The sequence below is a fragment of the Ancylobacter gelatini genome (assembly GCF_022601675.1).
In the GTDB taxonomy this organism is placed as follows: domain Bacteria; phylum Pseudomonadota; class Alphaproteobacteria; order Rhizobiales; family Xanthobacteraceae; genus Ancylobacter; species Ancylobacter gelatini.
In genome coordinates this window covers 91855-108830 of record NZ_JAKVIL010000008.1, presented here as the reverse complement: position 1 = coordinate 108830, position 16976 = coordinate 91855, and the positions used below count along the sequence as shown (strand labels likewise).

The 16976-nt window shown below is 66.3% G+C and carries 18 protein-coding genes; 11 read left to right on the top strand and 7 right to left on the bottom strand.

Annotation, left to right across the window (positions count from 1 at the left end; translation table 11 throughout):
• The first annotated feature begins 201 nt into the window (after positions 1–201).
• From xoxF5 to MKI84_RS14880, 4 genes are all read left to right on the top strand, one after another.
• Positions 202–2001 carry a lanthanide-dependent methanol dehydrogenase XoxF5 gene (xoxF5, locus tag MKI84_RS14895; protein WP_241620746.1) on the top strand — a complete coding sequence of 600 codons (1800 nt, stop codon included), beginning with the start codon at positions 202–204 and terminating at the stop codon, positions 1999–2001.
• Positions 2002–2241: 240 nt separating this feature from the next.
• Positions 2242–2814 (top strand): c-type cytochrome, methanol metabolism-related, encoded by a 573-nt coding sequence (locus tag MKI84_RS14890; RefSeq protein WP_241620742.1) that lies wholly within the window; start codon positions 2242–2244, stop codon positions 2812–2814.
• Positions 2815–2818: 4 nt separating this feature from the next.
• Positions 2819–3694 carry a substrate-binding domain-containing protein gene (locus tag MKI84_RS14885; protein WP_241620741.1) on the top strand — a complete coding sequence of 292 codons (876 nt, stop codon included), beginning with the start codon at positions 2819–2821 and terminating at the stop codon, positions 3692–3694.
• A gap of 128 nt (positions 3695–3822) precedes the next feature.
• Positions 3823–4359, top strand: coding sequence for a PQQ-dependent catabolism-associated CXXCW motif protein (locus MKI84_RS14880; RefSeq protein WP_425353850.1), 537 nt, complete (start codon positions 3823–3825; stop codon positions 4357–4359).
• Positions 4360–4506: 147 nt separating this feature from the next.
• Here MKI84_RS14880 and MKI84_RS14875 read toward each other — a convergent pair whose 3' ends face one another.
• The 6 genes from MKI84_RS14875 to MKI84_RS14850 form a co-directional block, all read right to left on the bottom strand.
• Positions 4507–5148 (bottom strand): hypothetical protein, encoded by a 642-nt coding sequence (locus tag MKI84_RS14875; protein WP_241620738.1) that lies wholly within the window; start codon positions 5146–5148, stop codon positions 4507–4509.
• A 44-nt stretch (positions 5149–5192) separates the two neighbouring features.
• Complete coding sequence (locus MKI84_RS14870) at positions 5193–6032, bottom strand: ABC transporter permease (RefSeq protein ID WP_241620736.1); 840 nt, start codon at positions 6030–6032, stop codon at positions 5193–5195.
• A complete protein-coding gene (locus MKI84_RS14865) occupies positions 6029–6841 on the bottom strand; it encodes an ABC transporter ATP-binding protein (protein WP_425353845.1) in 813 nt (270 codons plus the stop codon). Before MKI84_RS14865 ends, MKI84_RS14870 begins: the two co-directional genes overlap by 4 nt.
• A 65-nt stretch (positions 6842–6906) precedes the next feature.
• Positions 6907–7353, bottom strand: coding sequence for a cupredoxin domain-containing protein (locus tag MKI84_RS14860; protein ID WP_241620732.1), 447 nt, complete (start codon positions 7351–7353; stop codon positions 6907–6909).
• Positions 7354–7400: 47 nt separating this feature from the next.
• Positions 7401–8390, bottom strand: coding sequence for a PQQ-dependent catabolism-associated beta-propeller protein (locus MKI84_RS14855; protein WP_241620730.1), 990 nt, complete (start codon positions 8388–8390; stop codon positions 7401–7403).
• A 37-nt stretch (positions 8391–8427) separates the two neighbouring features.
• Positions 8428–9657: an ABC transporter substrate-binding protein gene (locus tag MKI84_RS14850; protein WP_241620728.1), complete on the bottom strand. Its 1230-nt coding sequence runs from the start codon at positions 9655–9657 to the stop codon at positions 8428–8430.
• Between the two features lie 276 nt (positions 9658–9933).
• Between MKI84_RS14850 and MKI84_RS14845 the strand changes: the two genes are divergently transcribed.
• From MKI84_RS14845 to MKI84_RS14830, 4 genes are read left to right on the top strand one after another with little or no spacing between them, the layout of a single operon-like run.
• Complete coding sequence (locus MKI84_RS14845) at positions 9934–10485, top strand: DUF3280 domain-containing protein (RefSeq protein ID WP_241620726.1); 552 nt, start codon at positions 9934–9936, stop codon at positions 10483–10485.
• Complete coding sequence (locus MKI84_RS14840; protein ID WP_241620724.1) at positions 10485–11483, top strand: ABC transporter substrate-binding protein; 999 nt, start codon at positions 10485–10487, stop codon at positions 11481–11483. The genes MKI84_RS14845 and MKI84_RS14840 overlap by 1 nt, the downstream gene beginning before the upstream one ends.
• The gene (locus tag MKI84_RS14835) at positions 11449–12240 is read left to right on the top strand and encodes an ABC transporter permease (RefSeq protein ID WP_425353849.1); all 792 of its coding nucleotides are present in this window, start codon (positions 11449–11451) and stop codon (positions 12238–12240) included. The genes MKI84_RS14840 and MKI84_RS14835 overlap by 35 nt, the downstream gene beginning before the upstream one ends.
• Positions 12237–12938: an ABC transporter ATP-binding protein gene (locus tag MKI84_RS14830; protein ID WP_241620720.1), complete on the top strand. Its 702-nt coding sequence runs from the start codon at positions 12237–12239 to the stop codon at positions 12936–12938. The genes MKI84_RS14835 and MKI84_RS14830 overlap by 4 nt, the downstream gene beginning before the upstream one ends.
• Positions 12939–13154: 216 nt before the next feature.
• Here the strand turns inward: MKI84_RS14830 and fae are convergent, their stop codons facing one another.
• Positions 13155–13661 carry a formaldehyde-activating enzyme gene (fae, locus tag MKI84_RS14825; RefSeq protein WP_241620718.1) on the bottom strand — a complete coding sequence of 169 codons (507 nt, stop codon included), beginning with the start codon at positions 13659–13661 and terminating at the stop codon, positions 13155–13157.
• A gap of 510 nt (positions 13662–14171) precedes the next feature.
• On the opposite strand from fae, the gene MKI84_RS14820 reads away from it, so the two are divergent.
• The 3 genes from MKI84_RS14820 to MKI84_RS14810 all read left to right on the top strand — a co-directional run bounded on the left by MKI84_RS14820 (position 14172) and on the right by MKI84_RS14810 (position 16833).
• The gene (locus tag MKI84_RS14820) at positions 14172–14381 is read left to right on the top strand and encodes a hypothetical protein (protein ID WP_241620716.1); all 210 of its coding nucleotides are present in this window, start codon (positions 14172–14174) and stop codon (positions 14379–14381) included.
• A gap of 161 nt (positions 14382–14542) precedes the next feature.
• Positions 14543–16147 (top strand): sensor histidine kinase, encoded by a 1605-nt coding sequence (locus MKI84_RS14815; RefSeq protein ID WP_241620714.1) that lies wholly within the window; start codon positions 14543–14545, stop codon positions 16145–16147.
• Positions 16144–16833: a response regulator transcription factor gene (locus MKI84_RS14810; protein WP_241620712.1), complete on the top strand. Its 690-nt coding sequence runs from the start codon at positions 16144–16146 to the stop codon at positions 16831–16833. The genes MKI84_RS14815 and MKI84_RS14810 overlap by 4 nt, the downstream gene beginning before the upstream one ends.
• Positions 16834–16976 lie beyond the last annotated feature (143 nt).

Here is a 16976-nt window from a genome sequence, read left to right as displayed (position 1 = left end):
TCAACGGTTATCGGAGACCTAGTTTCCGTGATCCGGCTCGTAGGCCAGCTTGGGGCAGATGCCCCCGTGAGATCCGGCTGCCTCTCCCCCAGCCGGTCGTGACACGCTGCCGAGGACGAATGGTCAGAACGGCATAAAGCCGCGCCGGATCAGCCTGTAGACGGGTTGGTCCCGGAGGATCGCGTTCAGGAGGAGATAAGCATGCGCAAGGTAATTGCGGCAGCACTGATGAGTGTTGCGGCGGCCTATGCTTGGCCCGCTGTGGCCAATGACGGGCTGATGAAGATCATCAACGACCCCAAGCAATGGGGCATTCAGACGGGTGACTACGCCAATACCCGTTATTCCAAGCTGGACAAGATCAACGCCGGCAATGTCGGCAAGATGCAGGTGGCCTGGGGCTTCTCCACCGGCGTGTTGCGCGGCCATGAAGGTGGTCCGCTGGTGATCGGCGACATCATGTATGTCCACACGCCGTTCCCCAACATCGTCTATGCGCTCGACCTCAACAATGAGGGGCGCATCATGTGGAAATACGAGCCGAAGCAGGACCCGGACGTCATTCCGGTGATGTGCTGCGACACGGTTAACCGCGGCCTTGCCTATGCCGACGGCACGATCTTCCTGCACCAGGCCGACACCAAGCTGGTGGCGCTCGATGCCAAGACCGGCCAGGAGAAGTGGTCGGCCATCAATGGCGACCCGAAGAAGGGCGAGACCAACACCGCCACCGTCATGCCGGTGAAGGACAAGGTCATCGTCGGTATCTCCGGCGGCGAGTTCGGCGTGCGCTGCCACGTCACCGCCTATGACATGAAGTCCGGCAAGGTCTCCTGGCGCGCCTACTCGATGGGCCCGGACGACGAAATGCTGATGGACCCGGAAAAGACCACGGTCCTCGGCAAGCCGGTCGGCAAGGATTCCTCGCTGAAGAGCTGGGAAGGCGACCAGTGGAAGATCGGCGGCGGTTGCACCTGGGGCTGGTATTCCTATGACCCCGAAACCAACCTCGTCTATTACGGCTCGGGCAACCCCTCGACCTGGAACCCGTCCCAGCGCCCCGGCGACAACAAGTGGTCGATGACCATTTTCGCCCGTGACGCCGATACCGGCGTGGCGAAGTGGGTCTACCAGATGACGCCCCATGACCAGTGGGACTATGACGGCGTCAACGAGATGATCCTCACCGATCAGCAGGTCAACGGTCAGCCGCGCAAGCTGCTCACCCACTTCGACCGCAACGGCTTCGGCTACACGCTCGACCGCGTGACCGGCGAACTGCTCGTGGCCGAGAAGTTCGATCCGGCCGTGAACTGGGCGTCCAAGATCGACATGGACAAGAGCAGCCCGACCTTTGGTCGCCCGCTCCTCGTCAAGCAGTACCAGACGCTCGAAGAAGACGTGAACACCAAGGGCATCTGCCCGGCGGCGCTCGGCACCAAGGACCAGCAGCCGGCGGCGTTCTCGCCCAAGACCAACCTGTTCTACGTGCCCACCAACCACGTCTGCATGGACTATGAGCCGTTCCGCGTGAGCTACACTGCGGGCCAGCCCTATGTCGGCGCCACCCTGTCGATGTTCCCCGCGCCGAACAGCCATGGCGGCATGGGCAACTTCATCGCCTGGGACAACACCAAGGGCAAGATCGTGTGGTCGCTGCCCGAGCCGTTCTCGGTGTGGTCGGGCGCTCTCGCCACCGCCGGCGACGTGGTGTTCTACGGCACGCTGGAAGGCTACCTGAAGGCGGTCGACGCCAAGACGGGCAAGGAACTCTACAAGTTCAAGACCCCGTCGGGCATCATCGGCAACGTCACCACCTACGAGCACAAGGGCAAGCAGTACATCGCCGTGCTCTCGGGTGTCGGCGGCTGGGCGGGTATCGGCCTTGCGGCCGGCCTGACCGACCCGAATGCCGGCTTGGGGGCCGTGGGCGGCTATGCGGCGCTGAGCAACTACACCAACCTGGGTGGCCAGCTCACCGTCTTCGCGGTGCCGGACTGATCGAAGCGGCCGGCGGGCTCCTCGGGCCGCGCCGGCCGGACTTCACCTGAACACGGGGATTGCCTGCTTGGGGCCTGGCCGTCGGAAATCCGATGGGCCAGGCCCCGGCGTCTCGGCACCCTTGGCCTTATGAATTTCTTAGAAGAATTCCACATCGCGATGCGCCGCGCTGGCGCGCATCAGATCCTCCACCTGCCTCGTGATCGGCGCCCCCGAGCGGCGCCTCCAGGAGTGTGCTTCATGAAAAATAAGATCCGCGGATGGCTTGTTTCCGGTGTTCTTCCGGCATCCGCCCTGCTGCTTGGCCTCTCCCTCATGGTTCCGGTCGCCGCCGTGGCGCAGGACGCGACGGCTGCGGCTGCTGCGCCGGAGGGGGGAAAGACCAAGGACGAGCTCGGTAAGTACACGCTGCCGGATGGCACGCCGACCTATTTCATCCAGCCCGACGGCACGATCGACTGGTACGCCTATAGCGGCTACCGGCGCTATCACGCTGAATGCCATGTCTGCCACGGTCCCGATGGCATGGGCTCCAGCTATGCGCCGGCCCTCGCCAATTCGCTCAAGACCATGAGCTATGAGAAGTTCATGGAGATCGTGGTCAACGGCAAGAGGGAGGTCAATTCCTCGCAGAACCAGGTCATGCCGGCCTTCGGCGAGAACAACAACGTCATGTGTTATCTCGACGACATCTACATCTATCTCAAGGCCCGCGCCGACGGGGCGCTCGATCGCGTGCGTCCGAGCAAGCGCGAGGACAAGACGAAGGCGTACACTGCCAATGAGAACCAGTGCTTCGGTCGCCCGGGCTGACGCGATGCGTCGTCTCGCCGGCATAGCGGGCGCTGTCGCGCTCGCGCTTTTCGCCGGTGGGCCGGCGCGCGCGCAGGTCTCCGATCTCGTGGATCGCTCGACGCTGCGCGTGTGCGCCGACCCTGCCAACATGCCCTTCACCAATCAGGAGGGCGAGGGTTTCGAGAACAAGATCGCCGAACTGCTTGGCGAGAAGCTGGGCCTCGCGCTCGACTACACCTGGTTTCCGCAGGCGACCGGATTCTATCGCATGACGCTTGGTGCCAAGCGCTGCGACATCGTGATGGGCTATGTCGCCGGCGGCGACCCGGTGCTCAATACCAACCCCTATTACCGCTCCGCCTGGGTGCTGGTGACGCGCAAGGGCGGCGATCTGGAGGGGGTCGACACCCTGTCCGATCCGCGGTTGAAGGGGCACCGGATCGGCGTCGTCGCCGGTACGCCGCCGGCCGACCTTCTGGCGCGCAACGGCCTGCTGGCGCTGGCGCGGCCCTACTCGCTGATGGTGGACCGCCGTTTCGAGAATCCGGCGGAGACCATGATCAATGATGTCGATTCCGGCACGGTGGACGGCGCCATCATGTGGGGCCCGATCGGGGGCTACTATGCCAAGCGCTCCGAACTGCCGCTGAACGTGGTGCCGCTGGTGAAGGAGACGGGCGATCCCTCGCTGATCTACCGCATCACCTTCGGCATAAGGCCGGGCGAGCTGAACTGGAAGCACCAGCTCAACGGCTTCATCGGGCAGGAGCAGGCGGCGATCAACCGGATCCTGCTCGATTACGGCGTGCCGCTGCTGGATGACCGGAACAAGCTCATCGGTGCCGCACCAGGCGGGGCCACCCCGGATGGTGCCTCTCCAAAGGCCACCTCACCATGAGCGCGCGCGCGTCGGAACGGGAAGCGCAAGCACGCCGGGCCGCCGCGCAAGAGACGATGCACGAGACGAGGCCCGAGACGAGACCCGCGCGCGGCGACATCTCGCTCAAGCGGCTGGCGTGGCTGGGTATGGCCGGGCTGCTCGCGGTCATGCTGGCATTCTCGCAGCGGCCAGCCGTCAGCGCGGAGGTGGTGCCTGAGCCCGACGGCTACCGTATGGACAGCTATCGCGCCCCCACCCCTCCGACGCTGCGCGGGGCGGCCGTGCTCGACACGGCCGCCGCCGAGGCGCTGTGGCGGGCGAAAGGCGCGCTGTTCCTCGACGTGATGCCGCGCGACGTGAAGCCGACTAATCTTCCGCCCGGCACGATCTGGCGCGACAAGCGGCGCGACCATATTCCCGGCAGCGTGTGGCTTCCCAATGTCGGCTATGGCGCGCTGAGCCCCGAGATGGACGCTTGGTTCCGCAAGAGCCTGGGTGATCTCACCGAGGGGCGGCGGGATGCGCCCATGGTGTTTTACTGTCTGACGGATTGCTGGATGTCGTGGAACGCGGCCAAGCGCGCCATGGATTATGGCTACAGCGCGGTCTCCTGGTACCCCGCCGGGAGCGACGGCTGGGCGAAGACCGGCCTGCCCCTGGAGCAGGCGACACCGCGACCCTGAACAGCGGCTTTTTGCGGGCCGCGAACGGCATCTCATCCGTCGCCCTGCCGCCTCCCGCCTTGCCGGTACCGGCGATCACGCGCACAGGCTCGGCGGGCGGCTCCTTCTCCTGCTGATCGTCGTCGCGGTGGCGCGCCGCGCCGTCCGCTACTGCATGACGTTCTGGATCGCGCGGGCGATGGCGAAGGCGCGCTGGTCGAGGATCACCGGGCTTTCGCACACCGCGGTCATGGCCTGCGCACGGGTGTCATAAATGCGGGTGTCCCACAGCACCTGCTGCTCGAGCTGGGCGACCTGCGCCTTGTCAGCGGCAGTGTCGGCCGCCTTCTTCTTGTGCGCGAGGTCCAGGCTTTCCTGCTTGATGCGCTGTGAGAGGTCGAGCTGATGCTGGGAGTAGCGCTCGATGCCTTCCATGATGCGTGAGCGCAGGGCGTTGATCTGCTCGAACGTGCCGGCGAACAGCAAAGTGAGCTTGGCGTTGCGGTCAGCGCCGGCATCCTGCGCGAAGCTCTCTATGTGCTGCGTGGCGTCCTCGATGGAGGTGCGCCGGGCGGCGAGCACCGGCACCAATTCGGCGACGTCGGCGTCGGCGTGCCAGTCGAGATTCTCGATCGGCGGGCCGGCCCACATCTGCCCGCTGGCCAGCGTCGCGACCTTGGGCTGGATGCAGGGCCACAGGCCGACAGGGGCAGCGGCGGCAGCGGGGCCGGCGACCAGCAGGGCGGCCAGCGCGGCGCCACAGGACAGGGGCGCGACCGCGATCCGGTGAGGCGGCATGCGTGTGATCATGGACATCTCCTCGACATCACCCGGCTCTGATGGCCGTGATTTCATTATTGTTTTCCCGCATCCGGCCCGCCCCTGCGGGCCATGATCCCGGCGGAGGGATCATAGGCCAGGATCGAGCCGGCGAGGAACAGAATCGCACATGATCCCACCACCAGCGCCGCGAAGGGCTCGAACTGCCCGTAGAGCGCGAAGCGGATCAGTTCGACCGCATAGGTGAAGGGATTGAGCGTGCAGATCCACCACAGGACGAGGCTGCTCTCCTGCACGCGCCACAGCGGATAGAGCGCGGAGGAGGCGAAGAACATCGGGAAGATCACGAAGTTCATTACGCTGGCGAAGTTCTCCATCTGCCGGAACACCGACGACATGACGAGCCCCATGGCGCCGAGCATCATGCCGGTGAGCAGCAGCGCCGGCAGCACGGTGAGGTAGCCGACGGGCGGCAGCTCGACCTCCCAGAACCACGCCACCAATAGAAAGGCATAGACCTGGAGCAGCGACACGCAGATGCCGGCGGTGAGCTTCGACACCAGCAGGAACCAGCGCGGATAGGGGCTGACCAGCAGAATGCGCATCGCCCCCACTTCGCGGTCATAGACCATGGAGAGCGAGGACTGCAGGCCGTTGAACAGCTGGATCATCGCCACCAGCCCCGGGGTCACATAGACCTCGTAGAGCACATAGGTCTCGTAGGGCGGGATGATCGAGACGCCCAGCACGGAGCGGAAGCCGGCGGCGAAGATGAACAGCCACACCAGCGGGCGCACCAGCGCCGAGAGGAAGCGGCCGCGCTGGTTGAGAAAGCGCAGCCCCTCGCGCCAGCAGATGCCGGCCATGCAGATCGCGTAGCCGGAAAGCGGCAGCCGGAAGCGGGACGCACTCATGCCGCTTCTCCCGCGCCGTCGTCGACGAGGCTGAGGAAGGCGGCGGAGATGTCTTCCGTGGCCGTCCGCCGCAGCAGGTCCTCATAGTCGCCCTGCGCGCGCACCCGGCCGCGATGCAGCACGATCACCCGGTCGCCGGGCGCGATCTCCTCGATGATGTGGGTTGCCCACAACACGCCGATTCCCTCCTCGGCCACCAGCCGGCGCACCTGCTCCACCAGCGCCGCGCGGGAGGCGATGTCGAGGCCGACGGTCGGCTCGTCCAGCAGCAGCAGGCGGGGGCGGTGCATCAGCGCGCGGGCGATCTCGACCCGGCGCATCTGACCGCCGGAGAGGTTGCGCACCTTGTCGCGCGCGCGCTCGGCAAGGCTGGCCTGTGCCAGCACCTCAAGCGCGCGGCGGCGGGCGCTCGCGAAGCCCATGCCGTGCAGCGTGGCATGATAGACGAGGTTCTGCATGACGCTCAGTTCGAGGTCCAGCGTGCGCGCCTGGAACACCACGCCGAGCTTCGCCAGCGCCGCCGCCGGCTCGACCCGCACATCGTGGCCGAGCACATGGATGGTGCCGCTGCGATTTTCGTAAAGCCGGGTCACCAGCGAGAACAGCGTGGTCTTGCCCGCGCCGTTGGGCCCGAGCAGGGCGGTGAAGCTGCCGGCGGCGACCGAAAAGCTCACGGCGTCCAGTGCCTTGCGCGCCCCGAAACTATGGCTGACGCCCTCGATGGCGAGAGCGGGAGAGAGGCTGGCCGCGGCCTGAGGCACGAGGTTTCTCCTTGGAGGCGGGTGGCCTTGATGGTCTGAGGACGCCATCATCCCCGGGGTTGGCCCGGGGATGACAAATCATGTCGCAGTCGCGACCTGCGCGTCCAGGCGGCTCACTTCACCACGAATTCGCCCTTCATGCCGCGCTCGTCCATGCCCTTGCAGAACCAGGGATAGGTGCCCGGCTTGAGCGGCACGAAGAACAGCTCGGCCTCGCCTTCCTGTTCCATCTCGATCTCGGTGAGGCCGATCGCCTTGATCTCGACCTCCTCGACCTCGACCTTGCGCAGGAAGATGCTCTGGAAGAAGGCGGGCGCCTGCCAGGCGCATTCCTTCTTGCCGGTCGAGGATATTTCGAGGCTGTAGGCCTTGCCGGTCTCCAGATTGTAGGTCTTCTCCGAGACGCCGTAGCCGGCATCGCCGAGGCCGACCTTCAGCGGCTTCAGCTCGGTCGGCTTCAGCGTCAGGTCGCCGGCGGCGAAGGCGGTGCCGGAGACGGCCAGCAAAGCGGCGGCGACGAGGGTGCGGACGAGGGGGGCGGCGGTGGTGCGGTACGTCATTGGTTGTCCTCCCGGAACATTGTTTTGTCTGGTTGAAGTTTCAGGCGTCACGGCACCACGACCACGCCCCACGGCAGGCGGCCGACGGGCACGGATTTGGTGACCTTCTCGCTGGCGACATCGATGATCGAGATGTCGTTCGAGTTGCCGTTGGTCGAAATCAGGAACTTCTCGTCCGGCGTGAAGCCGAGCTGCCAGACGCGCTGGCCGACTAGCAGGTACTTCTCGACTTCCAGCGTCTTGGCATCGACCACCGCCACGCGATTCGCCGGGCCGAGCGCGATGAAGGCCTTGGAGCCGTCCTTGGTGAGGCGCACGCCGACCGGCTGGATGGCGTCGTCATTCACGCCGGGGATCTTGAAGCTGATCTTCTTGATGATCTTCCAGCCATCGGTCGGATCGACCACCGCCACCGTGCCGCCGACTTCCGCCGAAACCCAGAGCTGCTTGCCGTCGGCCGAGAACTCGGCGATGCGCGGGCGGGAATCGACGAGGATGTTCTCGATGATCTCGTTGGTCGCGGTGTCCACCACATGGGCCATGTTGGTGGTCTCGGAGGTGTTCACCATGAACTTGCCGTCCGGGCTGATACCCATGCCCTCGGGCTCGACGCCGACCGGGATTTCCGCGATCAGATCGTTGTTCTCGACATTCACCACCGTGACCATGTTGTCGTCTTCATTGGCGATGTAGAGCGGGTTGCCGGAGGGGTGCAGCACGAACAGCTCCGGGTCCGGCCCCGAGCGCAGCGTCTTGACCAGCTTAAGCGTCTTGGCGTCGTAGACCTCGACCCGGTTGTCGTCGGAGGCGCACAGATAGATCAGCTTGCCGTCCGGGCTGGCGATGATGCCGCGCGGCCGGCGTCCGGTTTTTATGGTGTCGATCACCTTGAGCGTGTCCATGTCGATCACGCTCATCGTGTGGTCGCGCTCGTTGGAGACGAAGGCGCGGGCCTGCGCGAAGGCAGGGGCGGCGTCGACGATCAGCACTCCCGCCAGCGCCAAAAGGCCGGTGGAGAGCGTGAGGTGGCGTTTCATTCGTTCCTCCTGAGCGTTTCTGATTTATCTCGTTGATTTAATTCAGTTTGCAGACGCTTTCCGGCTGATCGACGCCGAGCGTGTCGAGCGGTGTGCGCTGGTGCAGGAAGCCGGACTGCGGCGAGAGCGTCACCGTGTTGGTGGCATGGGTCAGCAGGATCGGCTGGCGCAATTGCTGGTCCCATGGGCGGAAGCTGGCGGCGACGCCCTTGAACACCGGCAGGTCGTAGTCGGGCGCCAGCATCTGCGCCTTCACCTTGGCCGGGTCGCTGGAGCGCGTCTTCAGGCTCGCCGAGCCGATGGAGAACACGCCTTCCCACATCTGGAAATCCAGCGGCTGCATCAGTCGCTTGTGCTGCTTGAAGAAGCGGCTCTGGAGTTGCGAGGCGCCCCAGTTCTCCATGGTCGGGTGCCAGGACAGCGGCATCAGACCCTGCGTCCCGGCAATGGGGCGCGACAGCCAGGTGTTATAGGGCAGGATATCGCCGAACTCGCCGAGTTCGTCCGCCACCACCAGCATGTCGTACTCGCCGACCTGGGTGCCGCGCGGCACCTCGGCCTGCGCGGTGGCGCGGGCGTCCGGGCCGTAATCCCAGGTCTTCTCCGCGACGATCTTGGCGCCGAACTTCTTCGCCGAACGCTTCAGCGCCTCGGCATAGAGCTTGTCCGCATCGGTGCGGCCGGTCATCAGGAACCAGTTCAGCCAGCGCTTGGTCACGAGGAACTGCGCCAGCGCGTCGGTGAGCATGGCGCGGCTGGGGGCGATGTGGAACACATTCGCCCGGCAGTCCTGCTGGCGCAGCACGTCATCCGTGGCGCCGACATTGATCAGGATGACATCCTTGTCCTTAACCGCATCGGCGATGCGCACCAGATCCTTCGCCAGCACATCCAGCAGGATGAAGTTGTTGCCGTCCGCCACCAGCTTCTCGACTGCCGGCAAAGGGTCCTCCCCAGTCGGGACGACCTCGGTGCTGAGCTTGTAGTCGAGCTTCACGAAGCGGCCGCTGGTGAGATTGTCGCGTATGCCGAGTTCGGCGCCGGCGATGCCGAGATCGTCGGGCGGCATCTGGAGCGGGGCGATCCAGGGCGGCGGCTCGGGAATCTGCCGCACCACGCCGATGCGGAACGTCTGCTCGGGAGCGATGACGGCGGCGGCTTTCGGGCCAAGCGGCGGCGCTGCGTTCTGCGCCAGCGCCGGCAGTGCGGTGCCAAAGGCGCAGACAAACGCCAGCGCCACGCCGGCGGCGTTCGTTTTCAGTCCCATCAGCATTTCATCCCAGGCGATTTTGTTTGTCGGGAAGCTTTCCGCTTCCTCCTCGGGAAGAAATGTACCAAATAAAACTCTGGTATCAACACAATAGAAAACATAAGAAATTAATAAGACGCGCGTCTATCCTTTATATTTAAGGATTTACTGTCTGTATTCATGACGCGGACGTGATCGATATCAGTTGCAGCGTTCCGGCCGGCAGCTATGATCGCCTACCAGAGCGGCGCCAAGCCGCCGGACAACACGTTCGCCGCCGGGAGGCGACCCGAGATGATCACCCGCCATCGCCGCGCGGCTGCCCTCGCAGCCCGCGCCGCCCTTGCCCTGTTGCTGCTGGCTCCCGCCGGCTTGATCCCTGCCGCGCAGGCGGCAACCCGCGTCGCCGTGTTCGATTTCGAGCTGCTGGACACCAGCACCGAGGCCGATATCCGCGGGCCCAAACCCGAGGAGGCGAAGCGGCTCGCGCTGATTTCGCAGGATCTGCGCCAGCGTCTGGCGCAGGCCGGCTATACCGTGGTCGATCTCGCGCCGCAGGCCGCGCGCCTCGACAAGGCGTCGCCGCTGCGCAACTGCAATGGCTGCGAGCTGGCCATTGCGCGGGATCTGGGCGCGGATATCGAGGTGATCGGGCTGGTGCAGAAGGTCTCGAACCTCATCCTCAACATCAATTTCCAGGTGCGCGACGTGTCCGACGGGCGGGTGCTGCGCGCCGCCAGCGCCGATATTCGCAACAACACCGATGAAGCCTGGCTGCGCGGCATCTCCTATCTGGTGCGCAACCGGCTGCTTGATCCGCCCATGACCGGCAAGGGAGCGCCGTGATGACCGTGACGCTCTCACGCCGCGCGCTGCTGGCGACCGCCTCGCTCTGCGCGCTCTCCGGCGTCGCCGCGCCGGTGCACGCGCAGGCGCCAGCTCTTTCCTTGCGGGTCGGCGCGCTGAAATTCGGCACGCTGAACTGGCTGATGGCGGCGATGACGGCGCAGGGGCAGGCCGCGCGGGAAAAGCTCAGCGTCGAGAGCGTGGATTTCGCCTCCGGGCAGGCCACCACCGTCGCGTTGCAGGCCGGCGATGTCGACCTCATCGTCACCGACTGGCTGTGGGCGATGCGCCGGCGCAATGATGGCGAGCGCATGCAGTTCGCGCCGTTTTCCAACGCGCTCGGCGCGGTGATGGTGGCGCCGGGCGGGCCGGTGAAGACGCTCGGCGACCTCAAGGGCCGCAAGATCGGCGTCGCGGGCGGGCCGCTGGACAAGAGCTGGCTGCTGCTGCGCGCCTATGCCAAGGCGACGCTGGGCGTCGAACTGGCGGACATCGTCGAGCCGGTGTTCGGTGCCGCGCCGCTGGTGAGCGAGCAACTGGCGCTCGAGCGTGTCGATGCGGTGCTCACCTTCTGGCCCTATGCGGCGCGGCTCGATGCGCGCGGCTTTGCTCGCCTCATGGACATGACGCAGGTGATCACGGGGCTGGGCATCGCGCCCGTTCCCCCGCTGGTCGGCTTCGTCTGGCGCGGGGCGATCATGGGGGAGAAGGGCGCGGCGCTGGCCGCCTTCCTGCGCGCGGCGGCGGCGACCAACAAGGTGCTCGCGACCTCGGATGCGGCATGGGAGCCGGTGCGCCCGCTGATGCAGGCGACGGACGAGGCGGAGTTCGTCAAGCTGCGCGATTATTACCGCTCGGGCATTCCCGGCAGCTTCGGCGAGGCCGAGCGCGCCTCCTGCGCCCGGCTCTACGAGGTGCTCGCCAGTCTCGGCGGGCCGGCGCTGCTCGGCCCCAATGCCGCCTATGATCGCGGCCTGTTCATGCCGGTCGGCGAGTGAGGCGGGCGTGAGTGGAGCGGCGCGTCTCGCGGTGACTCTCGGCTCGCTGCTGGCGCTGATACTGGCGTGGCAGGTCGCGGCGCTGCTGGTCGCCTCGCCGCTGCTGCCGGGACCGCCGCAGGTGGTGCGCGCCATGATCCGCGCCTCGGCGGACGGGGAGCTGCCGCGCAACATCGCGATCACGCTGGCGCGGGTGGCGGTGAGCTTCTTCCTCGCCATGGCGATCGGTTCAGTGATCGGCATCGTTCTCGGACGTTCGAAACAGCTGGACGCGGTGTTCGGGCCGTGGGTTCTGGTGCTGCTCAACCTGCCGGCGCTGGTGATCATCATCCTCTGCTATGTCTGGTTCGGCCTCACCGAGGCGGCGGCGATCACGGCGGTGGCGGTGAACAAGATTCCCAATGTCGCGGTGACCATGCGCGAGGGCGCCGCCGCACTCTCGCGCGACCTCGACGAGATGGCGCGGGTGTTCGCCGTGCCGCGCGCCCGCGCGCTGCGCCATGTGGTGCTGCCGCAACTCGCCCCGTTCTTCACCGCCAGCGCCCGCTCCGGCCTCGCGCTGACCTGGAAGATCGTGCTGGTGGTGGAGTTGCTCGGGCGCTCCAACGGCGTCGGCTTCGAGCTGCAGACCGCGTTCCAGATGTTCGATGTGCCGATGGTGCTGGCCTATGCGCTGGCATTCACCGCCGTGGTGCAGGTCATCGAGATCGCGCTGATCCAGCCGCTGGAGCGGCGGGCGAACCGGTGGCGGCGATGAGCGAGATTCGCATCGACATTCGCGAGAAGCGCTTTGCGGCCGTCGCGGGCGGTCCTGAGCGGCTGGTGTTCCGCGACTTCCGGCTGGAGGTGCGCGACCGCGAGTTCCTGGTCCTGCTCGGCGCATCCGGCCTCGGCAAAACCACGCTGCTGAACATCGTCGCCGGCCTCGACACGGCGTTTACCGGGCGGGTGAACTTTTCGGGGACCAAGCCGCGCATCGGCTATGCCTTCCAGAATCCGCGCCTGCTGCCGTGGCGCACCGTGCTGGAGAATGTCGCGCTGCCCTTGCCGGAGGGCGAGGCCGGGCGGGCGAGCGCGCTGGCGATGCTGGCGGAGGTCGGGCTTGCCGATCTCGCCGGCGCCTATCCCGAGCGGCTCTCGCTCGGCCAGCAGCGGCGGGTCGCGCTGGCGCGGGCCTTCGTGATCGCCCCCGACCTGCTGCTGATGGACGAGCCCTTCGTCTCGCTCGACGAGGCCAACGCGTTCCGCCTGCGCGAACTGTTGCGCGCGCTGCTGGAGAGGCACCCGGCGACCGTGATGTTCGTCACCCATGACCGGCGCGAGGCGCTGGAGGTGGCGACGCGGATCGTGACGCTGGAGGGCACGCCGGCGCGCATCGCCAGGGATGTGCCGGTCGACCCGGCGGTGCGCTTCGACGCCATTCGCCGCGGCACGGTGAAGAAGGCGGCGCCCTGAGGCGCGATGTCCCGAAGGCTGGAATGAAAAAGCCCGAGGCGCGAGGCCCCGGGCTCTGAAGTCGGCTGGCTGAAGGGGAGTGGCCCTTCGTCTGAGAATATCGAGGCGGACCCGCCGCCGTCACTTGTTCAGAAAGATCGCCGCCAACCGCTGGAGCAGGCCCTTCGGATATTGGGCCGCGGGCGGAGCTTTTGTCTGCCCAGGGTTGTCCCCGATCTAAGCGGCGAAGGGGTGCTTGGCGGAGGAGGCCTGCGCGACCACGTCCTTGACCTTCGGCTCGCCGTTCACGGCGCGCTTGAGGGCTTCCTTGGTCGCTTCATAGTTGAACTGCTGGATCTTGGCGTCGTCGGCCGCTTCCCAGTGGATGAACACGCCGACCGAGATGAACAGGTCGTCGGCTTCGTCTTCCGGGATGGTGCCGTCGGCAACGCAGTCCACCACGGCCTTGGCCACGGCGTACTGGGCGGGGCCGAACATCTGGACGGCCTGACGGGCGTCCTTGATCGTCACCTTGTTGAACAGGATCGTGTTGGGCTTGGCGAGCAGGTTCGGCGTGACCACCGCGAGAAGCGAGGTGAAGCCGTCCTTGTTGTTGGTGAGCGCATTGACGAAGGCACTCTCGGCCGCGCTGCCGCGCGGTCCGATGATGAGGTCGATGTGGGCGACCTCGTTGCCGTCGCCGACCAGCGACTCGCCGATCATTACCTTATTGATCTTGGCCATCTAATTCCTCCCGAACGGGTTGCATAATCGAGAGACAGGAACCGTCCCTCTCCCAGAATGTCCCGGCTATCTTTGTTGCAGCGTTTGAAACACCAAACCGGTTGGCCCGATAGCTCGACCAGACACGTCACGGGTGAGAGACTAGAGCCGCTTCGCCTTAGCCTGCAAGGGAATCTTCCGTGCATGACAGGCATTTCCGCCTTTTGTCGCGGGTCTCCCGGTCGGAGCCGTCCGTAACGGCAAGCGGTCTGCACCTATTCGGGCAATGGCTAATTAATAGCCTTTTTCGCCGGGCCGCGCTCAATCCTTGGCCGCGCTCCGCCGGGCGGTCCGATGCCGGCGCCGGGCGGCTTTTCTGCAATCAGGGGGCGCATATGGCATTGCGTTTGCTTGGACTGCGCTTAAGGGTCGGACCAGGGGGAAATTGCTGCCTCTTGCGTTAGAGTGACGTTCGGCCGAACGCATTGGGAAACGCACGGGCAGGCTGTCCTCACGCCTTAGGGACCCGTTATGGAATTGATTTTGTCCATCTGCCTCATCACCAATCCCGGCACCTGCCGGGAGGAGGCCGTTTCCGTCAATCTTGAACAGCCGACGATTCCGGTCCAGTGCATGATGGGTGCGCTCCCCGTGATTGCCGAGTGGAGCGAGAGCCATCCCAAATGGCGCGTCACCAAGTGGCGCTGTGGCCGGCCGGGCGCCGGCGGCCGCGAGATCTGACCGGCCTTTTCCCCGGCGCGGCCCTGCTATAGCGCGCTCCTGTTGCACTGCGGCGTGCGCAGGCGGTGAAGACGTGAAATCATTCCCGCTTCCTAAAGGAAAAGCTTCGGGAAGTTACCCGCATGGGGCGCGTCTTACTGTCTTCGTTACGCGCGCGGTTTTTGTCGTCGCTGCGCGCGCGCATGGCGCTGCTGCTGGTGGTCGCCGTGCTGGTCACGGCCGCCTCGGCGGGGTTGCTGGTGTTCACGCTCGGCGCGGCAAGCCTGCAGCTCGACCGGCTGGTGTCCGCGCAGAAGCGGCTGGACCTGCTGTCCGCCGTCTCCGGCCGTATCGGCGATTACGCGCTGGTGGCGTTGCAGGCCGCGCAGGAGGGGCGGGGGCTTGGCCGCGACGGGCTGAACGCCGCGCGCCAGCGCACCGATATCGCCTTCGAGCGTTTCGAGACCACGCTCGCCGCCGATGTGATGCGGCTCGGCGACGAGGAGCAGCGCACGCTTATGGCCGCGCGCAGCCGCATCGTCGCCCGGCTTCGCGCCCAGTTCGAGGTGATGGACCGTCAGGTTCGGGCCGCGCTGACGCAGGACAATCCCGCGGTCGGCGTACGAATCGCGCTCGATGTCTTCGCCGCCGGCTTCGGCGCGCCGCTCGGCCATGCGATGGAAGAGGAGCGCATGGCGGCGCAGGCGGCGCAGGACGAGGTCGAGGCGCTGCGCGTGCGCACCATGCGCTGGGGGCTGCTGGGCGTCGCCGCCGCGATCGTTCTGGCGGTCGCGCTCTACCAGCTTCTCGCCCGCTCGCTGCTGCGCCGTGTCTCGGATGTCGCCACCGCCGCCTCGGCCATTGCGCGCGGGCGCTCCGACACCCGCCTTCTGGTCACCGGCCATGACGAACTGAGCCTTGCCATGGCGCGGTTCAACCGCATGGCCGCGCATCTGGCCCGCCGCGAGGCGCGGCTGGTGGCGGACCAGCGGCACCTGCAGGAGACCGTCGATTCACGCACAGCGGAACTGCGGGCCGCCAATGTGCGGCTGTCCTCGATCGATGTCGCGCGCCGGCGATTTTTCACCGATGTGAGCCATGAGCTGCGCACGCCGCTCACCGTGATTCTCGGCGAGGCCGAGGTGTCGCTGCGCCCGGCGGAGCCGCGAGCCGACGACATGCGCGCGGCCTTGCTGGTGATCCAGAACCGTGCGCGCAAGCTGCATCGCCGCGTCGAGGACCTGCTGCGTATCGCCCGTTCCGAAAGCGGGCAGATCGAACTGGAGCGCTCGCTGTTCCCGGTCGCCGGGCTGATCGACGAGGTGCGCGAGAGCATGCGCCCGGTGGCGCGCGCGGCGGGCGTGGCGCTTGAGACCGATGCGCCCGAGGACCTCGTGGCCGATGGCGATCATGACTGGCTCCGCCAGACGCTGGATGGGCTGGTCGCCAACGCCCTGCGCCATTCCGCCCCCGGCAGCCGCGTGACCATCTCCGGCCGGCTGCAGGACGGTCAGGTGGTGCTCAGCGTGAATGACGAGGGCAGCGGCATTCCGCCGGAGGAATTGCCGCATGTGTTCGAACGGTTCTGGCGCGGGGCGGGGCAGACGAGCGAGGGCAACGGCTTCGGCATCGGGCTGGCCCTTGCCAAATGGATCGTCGACCGTCATGGCGGAACCATAGAGATCGAGAGTCGGACCGGCAGCGAGGCCGATGGCGCGGCGGGAACGCGCGTTACCATCCGCCTGCCGCTCACGGTACCGGACGAGACGCTGGAGGCCGCGCAGTGACTATTCTCATCGTCGAGGACGACGCCGATATCGGCTCCCTGCTGCGGCGCGGCTTCGCGGCCGAGAGCTACCAGGTCGAACTGGTGGCCGATGGCGAACAGGCGCTGAAGGCGGCGAACGGCGCCGCGCTGGAGGCCATCATCCTCGATGTCATGCTGCCCGGCCGCTCGGGGATCGAGGTGTGCAAGGCGCTGCGGGCCGGCGGCCAGACCGCGCCGATCATCATGCTCTCCGCCCGCTCCAGCGTGAACGAGCGCACCGAGGGGCTGCTGGCCGGGGCGGACGACTATATCGTCAAGCCCTTCGCCTTCGAGGAATTGCTGGCGCGGGTGAAGGTGCAGGCGCTGCGGCGCTCCAGCGCGGATGGCGAGCCGCGCACGCTCACCGTCGGCCCGCTCACGCTCGATCTCGACACGCGCCAGGTGCAGGCCGGTGCCACGCGCGTGCGCTTCACCGAGCGCGAGGTCGAACTGCTGGCGCTGCTGATGCGCCATGCCGGCGAGCCGCTGGCGCGTCCGGACATCTTCGCCGCCCTGTGGGCCGGCCATGGCGGCGCCTCGCTGAACGTGGTCGACGTCTATGTCGGCTACCTCCGGCACAAGCTCGCGGACGTGACGCCGGAGGGCGGCAACATGATCGTCACCGTGCGCGGCCGCGGCTTCATGTTCGAGCCGCCGACGGAATGACTTCAAATATTCGCGTGACGAATAGTGCACTGCAATATTGGTATAATGTCGACCTGTCACTATTCCTTGAGGCGTTCTTGACGATTCAGGCCAGAGTAGCCACACTAGTCTAGCGGTGTGAAAAGCCGTTAATTCAACTGTTC